This is a genomic window from Aerococcus sp. L_32 (assembly GCF_050689315.1).
Map to the genome: position 1 here is coordinate 1 of NZ_JBOEQF010000865.1, position 783 is coordinate 783.

At 33.5% G+C, this 783-nt stretch carries 1 protein-coding gene; it reads left to right on the forward strand.

The window, feature by feature from the left end:
- Window positions 1–28 precede the first annotated feature (28 nt).
- Window positions 29–783 (forward strand): sensor histidine kinase (locus ACRCJ0_RS16975; protein WP_431391328.1); only part of this gene is annotated, 755 nt, incomplete at its 3' end.

Genomic DNA, 783 nt, shown 5'->3' on the forward strand with positions numbered 1-783 from the left:
TGTTGTGATGGTAGATAAAGACCATATTGTGCGTTTAGCTAACCCAGCTATTTATGAAATTCTAGGGCTAGAGGAGCAGATAGAAGGTCGTCGTTTTGAAGAAGTATTACAAAGTTATCGTTTGGTTCAAATGCTAAACCAAGCTTCTAAAACAAAACAGAAAATTAATGAGGAAATTTATTTATATTATCCAAGAGAAGTTATTTTGGATGTGAATATTATTCATTTAAGCTATGAAGAAATGGATGCTTACTTTGATACTGAGACCAATGAAGAACTAACAAATCCAAATGATTCAGAACAAATTATTCTTTTAATCTATGATATTACTAGTATTCGTCATTTGGAAAAAGTTCGTAGCGATTTTATTTCTAACGCATCTCATGAGCTTAAAACACCAGTCACTGCCTTACAAGGATTTACTGAGACATTATTAGATGGGGCCATTGAAGATCACGATACAGCAGTGGAATTCGTTAAAATTATGCAAAAAGAGAGTAATCGCCTCGGTTCTTTAATTAAGGATATTTTAGATCTGGCTAAAATTGAACAGGATCAAATACAACATACTAGTGAATTGTTAGAGGCGGACGAGCTTGTAGAAGACGTATTTCAACACCTAAGAGGACGAGCACAAGATAAACATATTGATTTAGTTAAAGATGATAACTCCCAACTAGATGTTTCTTTTAGAGGAGATCGGGGTAGGATTTTACAGGTACTTACCAACCTAATTCATAATGCCATTATTTATAATAATCCTTATGGGTTTGTTAAGGTATC